Genomic DNA, 6,739 nt, shown 5'->3' with positions numbered 1-6,739 from the left:
ATGGATTTGTATAATTTTGACATGGGCTTTTTTCTTCTGTTTTTTTTGGCGATTAAATTTTAGAAAATAGCCCATTTTTTGTTTAATTTAGGCGAATGTCAACAAAAAAGGGTGGCGAAGCCACCCACACATGTTGATGAAGAGCCACAAAAAAGAATCGCTAACCTGTAAATCCTATGCAAAAAAAACAGACCCCCGCATTTCTGCAGAGGTCTTGTTTAGTAGGAAGTAAAGAGTGAACAGTTATGAGCGTTGAGCTAGAGTTAGGCGCCTTCGGCGCGATTATTTACCTCAAAGGAGTCCCTCATACCTGCTCTCTCGTCTAATTAGCCCAGCTTTGCACGGATCCAGTTGTTGGCGTCCTTGATAGCTGCGGAAATCTTTTCAGGTTCACGGGTACCGGCCTGAGCACGGTCCGGACGGCCACCGCCCTTACCGTTACATGCTGCGGCAAGATCACGGACCATGTCGCCAGCCTTGATGCCCTTAGCCTGAACATCCTTGCCCACGATAACGGCGATGGAACCAGCACCGTTTACCTTGTTAGCAATGACAGCCACGGCACCCTTGTCCAGCTTGTTCTGGATACCGTCCAGGAGTTCCTTGTACTTATCTTCCGGCATATCGAATTCGCGAACGTAGAGCATGACACCCATGACGTCGAGGCCGCCATTCAGAACGTCGCCAGCGATCATTGTTGCCAGTTCCAGCTTCACGGACTGGAGAGCCTTTTCAAGGGACTGTGTCTTTTCGAAGGACTGCTGGATACGATCCAGAACTTCGGCATCCTTACAACGGAGACGATCGCGGAGAGCATTTACAATCTGAGCGCCAGCACGGAGCATAGACATAGCACCGCGGCCAGTGACAGCTTCGATACGGCGGACGCCGGCAGAAACGCTGGATTCGCTAATGATCTTTACCATGCCGATGTTACCGGAATTGGAAACATGCAAGCCACCGCAAAGTTCCTTGGAGAATTCTTCGCCAGCGGCACCCATCTTCACAACGCGTACGGTATCGCCGTACTTTTCGCCGAAGAGAGCCATAGCGCCAGAAGCCTTAGCTTCGTCCACGCCCATGACGTCGGTATTCACCGGCAAGCATTCCATGACCTTAGCGTTGACGATGTCTTCCACCTTCTGAATTTCTTCAGCGGTCATGGCGTTGAAGTGAGTAAAGTCGAAACGGAGGGAATCCGGAGTCACCAAGCTACCCTGCTGCTGCACATGGGAACCAAGCACTTCGCGGAGAGCGGCCTGGAGCAAGTGGGTTGCAGAGTGGTTGCGACGGATGTCCATACGACGTTCGTTGTCGACGGTAGCCATGAACACACCACCCATGGTCTGTTCGTTAGCTTCACCCTTCACCACCTTGGCGCGGCAGAGAGCGGTGTCGTTCACCTTGACAGTATCAAATACGCTCAGTTCCAAGTCGGCAGAAACCAGCATACCCTTGTCGCCAACCTGGCCACCCATTTCGGCGTAGAAGGGAGAAGTCTCCAGAACGATGGAAAGAACACCCTTGTCTTCGCGATAGCGGACAACCTTAGTTTCGCAAGCGGACAATTCGTAGCCAACAAAGTTGGTGGAAGCTTCGGAGTACTGGGTCCAGCCTTCGGTACCCATGGTGTTGATGCCCTGCTTCATGTTGGCGCGGGCACGTTCCTTCTGTTCTTCCATGCACTTTTCAAAACCGGCTTCATCAATGGTGAGGCCCTTTTCTTCGGCGAGGATGCCAGTGAGGTCCGGCGGGAAGCCGTAGGTATCGTAAAGCACGAAGACCTTGTCACCCGGCACAACCTTGGCAGAACCCATTTCGGTAACGATGGCTTCGAAACGTTCGAGACCTGCATCCAGAGTCTTGATGAAGCGGTCTTCTTCGCTCTTGATCACTTCGGTCACGAAAGCCTGACGCTGACGGATTTCGGGGAAGGCTTCGCCCATGGTATCAGCAAGAACCTGGACCAGCTTGTAGATGAAAGCTTCCTTCTGGCCGAGCAGACGAGCAAAGCGGCTTGCGCGGCGGAGAATACGACGGAGCACATAGCCACGACCTTCGTTAGAGGGCAGAGCGCCATCAGCAATAGCGAAGGAGACTGCGCGGATGTGGTCTGCAATCACGCGGTGGGGGGTGCCGTTTTCGTCGTCAGTGTAAGGTACGCCGGAAAGTTCAGCAACCTTGGAAATAATCGGGGTGAACACGTCGGTGTCGTAGTTGCTACGCTTGCCCTGGAGGATAGCGCAGATACGTTCGAAACCCATACCGGTATCAACGTTCTTTGCCTTCAGCGGAATGAGGGAGCCGTCGCTGATACGTTCATACTGCATGAACACATTGTTCCAGATTTCGATGTAGCGGTCGTTTTCGCCGTTCACGCCCAGGATAGGATCCTTGAAGGTTTCCATCTGGGTAGCAAGGTCGCCGCGGTCGTAATGAATTTCGGAGCAGGGGCCACAAGGACCGGTGTCGCCCATTTCCCAGAAATTGGAGTGAGCGTCGAAGCGCATGATGCGGTCATCGGGAAGACCGGAAACGTCCTTCCAGATCTGCCATGCTTCGTCATCATCCTGATAGACAGTTGCAAAGAGACGTTCCTTGGGGAGCTTCCAGACTTCGGTCAAGAGTTCCCATGCCCAACTAATAGCTTCCTTCTTGTAGTAGTCGCCGAAGGACCAGTTGCCCAGCATTTCGAAGAAAGTGTGGTGGTAGTTGTCACGACCCACAACGTCAAGGTCGTTATGCTTACCAGAAACGCGGAGGCACTTCTGGCTGTTGCATGCACGCTTCCAGCCCTTGGGATTGTCACCCAGGAAGATGGCCTTGAACTGGTTCATACCAGCATTGGTGAACATCAAGGTGGGGTCATCGTGAGGAACCACGGGAGAGCTACGGACGAACAGATGATCCTTGCTCTCGAAGAACTTAATAAAAGATTCGCGCACCTGCGCAGAAGTCATAGTAGGCATATTGTGTCCCTTATTGTTTTTTCGGCGGAAAAGATAGAATTTTAGCGCACGAATTCGAGGACTCTTGTTCTAGGGATGCATATAAAAATGCCCCGAGTCTTCTCGACGCAGGGCATTATCTAGAGAGGATTCAACAAGAAGGGCTTTTACTTGGCTTCGCGAGTCATAAGAAGCTTGCAGTATCCATCTTCCACGACCAAGTTTTCCTTTTTCAACATGACGTGTTCCATTTCCCAGTTACCGGCAGACCAGCGAGAGGCATCCAGTTCACCGTCAAAGTTGTCAGTCCAGGATTCAGTGAAGGTCTTTGTTGCAGTGTCGTAAGAATAGACTCGAACATAGTCAATCCACTGAGCGACCGGACCATCAGCCAATTCAGCGCCAGTAAACTTGCCAACCCAGGATGTACTCTTGGAAGCCCACAAGTTGAAGCGCAAGGACTGTTCCTTAGTCATAAATTCGACCTGTCCCTTAGTCATTCCCAGAACATCACGACGGACCTCGACACTATCAATTTCCCAGGAAATATATTCCGGAGTCCAGACCATGGCAAATAGGTGGAAATCTTCAGTAGCGTTGAAACCAAAGCCAGTCTTCGTTTCGGAAGTTTTCTTAGGATTCTTACGGCCACCTTCCACATCCGCTTCACGGGTAATCAAGTTAGCCTGCCACATGCCGGGATTAACACCAAGAACTTCAATATCAATTTCATTCCAGGGTTCATCGCCCAACATATAGGACGGATCATAGTAAAGGAACATGGAACTTACAGAACCAGGAATGGAGACCATCTTCATTCGAGCCTCAAAACGACCATATGTAAACTGATCCTTTCCAGTCAGTTCAGCCCCGTAATAATTATAGCTGTCAAAATCGGCCACTTCGACGGAAGCGTTGTTTGCATAGGTATTTTCAATCGTCAGGCGATAAGGTTCAGAAACCACCGGAGTTTCGCCGGGAGTCACAGGAGTTTCGCCAGGGACCACAGGGGTTTCACCGGGAACCACGGGAGTTTCACCGGGAACTACGGGAGTTTCGCCAGGGACCACAGGGGTTTCGCCAGGATCCACGGGAGTTTCACCGGGGACTACGGGAGTTTCGCCAGGATCCACGGGAGTTTCACCGGGGACTACGGGAGTTTCACCAGGATTTGCGGGATCGTCCACGTTTCCAGAGGGATTCATAACAGCGCCCGAATCTGTCGGACTAGAGCTATCATCGGAACATGCAGTAAATGCGCAGAACATTACGCCTGCAGTGAGGAAGGGGAGAAGGATTTTGGATTTCATGTTGTACCTCGCTGTTTCTTACATGATTTAATATACCCTTCTGTGCCGCTAATAGCCAATAGACTTGAATATCAATAATAAATTTAGTGTATCAACAGAATCAAAATATCTAACTTTTAAAAACAAAAAAAACGCGGAACACGTCCGCGTTTTTTGCTTTGACAAAACCCGTTTGTCAGCCCTTAACAGAGTCAGACATAGAGAACATGGGCATGTACATTGCAATCAAGAGGCCACCCACGGCACCACCCAGGAACACGATGATCAAGGGTTCCATCATGCCCACCACGCCATCCACTGCGGCATCCACTTCTTCGTCGTAGAAGTCTGCAAGTTTCAGGAGCATGCCGCCAAGGTTACCGGTCTTTTCACCCACGCCCGTCATCTGAATCACCATGGGCGGGAACAGGTTGCATTCGGCCATAGGTTCCGCAATGGATTTACCACCAGCAATACCGATGGAAATTCGACCGATGGCACGTTCCACAACTTTATTCGAAACAGTAGAGGCCACAACCTTCAAAGAATCCATCACAGACACACCAGCATTAAGCAAAGTGCCCAAAGTTCTAGCAAAGCTTGCAGTCGTGGACTTGATCTGAAGGTCTCCTAGCTTAGGAATTTTAAGCATCAGACCATCCCAGGCATACTTCGCCTTAGGAACTTTCATCGCCAACTTATAAGCCACAATGAGAATGACCACAAAAATACCCAGGAGCAAACCATTATCGCGCAAGAAGTCAGAAATGTTCATCACCACCTGTGTGGGAGCAGGAAGTTCAGCATCAAGAGCGGCGAACTGAGCGGCGAAGGTGGGCACCACGAAAGTCATAAGTGCAATCACCACCAAGATACCCACGATGATCAACATGACCGGGTACGTCAAGGCTTTCTTCACCTTACGCTTCAGACGTTCGCCGTTTTCAAGAGTTTCGGCCAAACGGGCAAGAATGCCATCCAGAATACCACCAGCTTCACCTGCGGCCACCATGTTGGTATACAAGGTCGTAAAAACCTTAGGGTGCTGCGTCAGCGCATCAGCCAAGGATGAACCACCGTTAATCGACTGAGTCACCTTATGGATCACAGTTTTCAATTCAGGATTTTCGCACTGTTCTTCCAAAATGTTCAAGCACTGAAGCATAGGAAGACCGGCAGAACTCATAGACGAGAACATACGGGTAAAACGAGAAATATCGGCGGGCTTAATGCCAGAACCAATATTGATCTTGATTTCCATGGGCTTCTTTTTCAAGCTCTCGATAATCAAGCGGCGACGCATCAAGAGGGCTTCAGCTTCTGCCTTATCCTTCGCCTCAATGGAGCCTTCAAATTTATTACCGGCGCTGTTGGTCGCCTTATACAGGAATTCTGCCATAACTTACTACACTCCTTCCTTCACAAACAGCTGTTCCAGCTGATCCGGGCTGGGGGAACGAGACAAAGCTTCAAAGCGGTCCACCTTACGATTCTTAACCAAGTCGCAAAGACACATGTTCATGGTATTCATACCGAACTTCTGACCAATTTCAATCATGGATTCAATCTGGTGAACCTTGTCGTCACGAATCAGTGAACGGATACCCGGTGTGACGTTCATGATTTCGTATGCCATTACACGGCCACCGCCAATCTTCGGCACCAAGGTCTGACAAACAACGCCCTGAAGCACAAAGGAAAGCTGAGTTCGAACGGTCTGCTGTTCACCCTTGGGGAAAGCATCCACCACACGGTTAATGGTCTGCACACAGGAGTTGGTATGCAGGGTTGCGAAAGCCAAATGGCCCGTTTCAGCAATGGTCAATGCAGCACGAATAGTTTCAAGGTCACGCATTTCGCCGATAAGCACCACGTCAGGGTCCTGACGGAGAGCCATCTTAAGTGCGCTAGCAAAGCTTACGGTATCACTTCCCACTTCGCGCTGGTTAATCATACAGTTCTGATGCTTGTGCAAAAATTCGATAGGATCTTCCACAGTCAAAATGTGATCGTGACGTTCCTTGTTAATCTTATCGATCATTGCAGCCAGGGTAGTAGACTTACCAGAACCCGTAGCACCGGTCACCAGCACAAGGCCAGAGGGACGCGTCGTAAATTCAGCCAGAATTTTCGGAAGGCCAAGATCCTTAAAGGTCTTGATTTCCAGCGGAATAATACGCAAGGCAATCGCCACGCAACCACGCTGCAAATACGCATTGGCACGGAAACGAGCCAAGTTCGCAATACCAAAGGAAAAGTCGCATTCCTTGTTCTGTTCAAAAGACTTCTTCTGACCTTCGTTCATCAAACTATAGGTCATTCGCATAGTTTCATCCGGTTTCAGCTTGGTTTCACCAATAGCCGTAAGATTACCATGCAGACGAATAAGAGGAGGAGCTCCTGCTGTCAAATGCAAGTCAGAGCCACCACGTTTCACCATTTCAGCGAGAAGATCTTGAATATTGTATGCCATATCCAAGAATATAACATTATGTGCAAGTT

The 6,739-nt window shown here is 49.9% G+C and carries 4 protein-coding genes; all 4 read right to left on the bottom strand.

The genetic code is table 11. The annotated features are described in order from the left end of the window. Positions 1–326: 326 nt before the first annotated feature. Positions 327–2,969: an alanine--tRNA ligase gene (gene alaS, locus BUB94_RS15295; protein WP_083538371.1), complete on the bottom strand. Its 2,643-nt coding sequence runs from the start codon at positions 2,967–2,969 to the stop codon at positions 327–329. A 146-nt stretch (positions 2,970–3,115) separates the two neighbouring features. After that, positions 3,116–4,258 carry a family 16 glycosylhydrolase gene (locus BUB94_RS17400; RefSeq protein WP_305773853.1) on the bottom strand — a complete coding sequence of 381 codons (1,143 nt, stop codon included), beginning with the start codon at positions 4,256–4,258 and terminating at the stop codon, positions 3,116–3,118. 175 nt (positions 4,259–4,433) lie between these two features. Next, a complete protein-coding gene (locus BUB94_RS15285) occupies positions 4,434–5,636 on the bottom strand; it encodes a type II secretion system F family protein (RefSeq protein WP_073157647.1) in 1,203 nt (400 codons plus the stop codon). 6 nt (positions 5,637–5,642) lie between these two features. Next, the gene (locus BUB94_RS15280; RefSeq protein WP_073157650.1) at positions 5,643–6,710 is read right to left on the bottom strand and encodes a type IV pilus twitching motility protein PilT; all 1,068 of its coding nucleotides are present in this window, start codon (positions 6,708–6,710) and stop codon (positions 5,643–5,645) included. Between the last annotated feature and the right edge of the window lie 29 nt (positions 6,711–6,739).

Source organism: Fibrobacter sp. UWH9, from assembly GCF_900129715.1.
GTDB lineage: Bacteria > Fibrobacterota > Fibrobacteria > Fibrobacterales > Fibrobacteraceae > Fibrobacter.
Note: the sequence above shows the minus strand (reverse complement) of the source record. Positions and strands in the feature narration are given on the sequence as shown.

What these genes read in the sequence shown, in the direction of transcription:
- BUB94_RS17400 (WP_305773853.1), bottom strand. Translation starts at nt 4,258, where the DNA reads ATGAAATCCAAAATCCTTCTCCCCTTCCTCACTGCAGGCGTAATGTTC.
- alaS (WP_083538371.1), bottom strand. Translation starts at nt 2,969, where the DNA reads ATGCCTACTATGACTTCTGCGCAGGTGCGCGAATCTTTTATTAAGTTC.
- BUB94_RS15285 (WP_073157647.1), bottom strand. Translation starts at nt 5,636, where the DNA reads ATGGCAGAATTCCTGTATAAGGCGACCAACAGCGCCGGTAATAAATTT.
- BUB94_RS15280 (WP_073157650.1), bottom strand. Translation starts at nt 6,710, where the DNA reads ATGGCATACAATATTCAAGATCTTCTCGCTGAAATGGTGAAACGTGGT.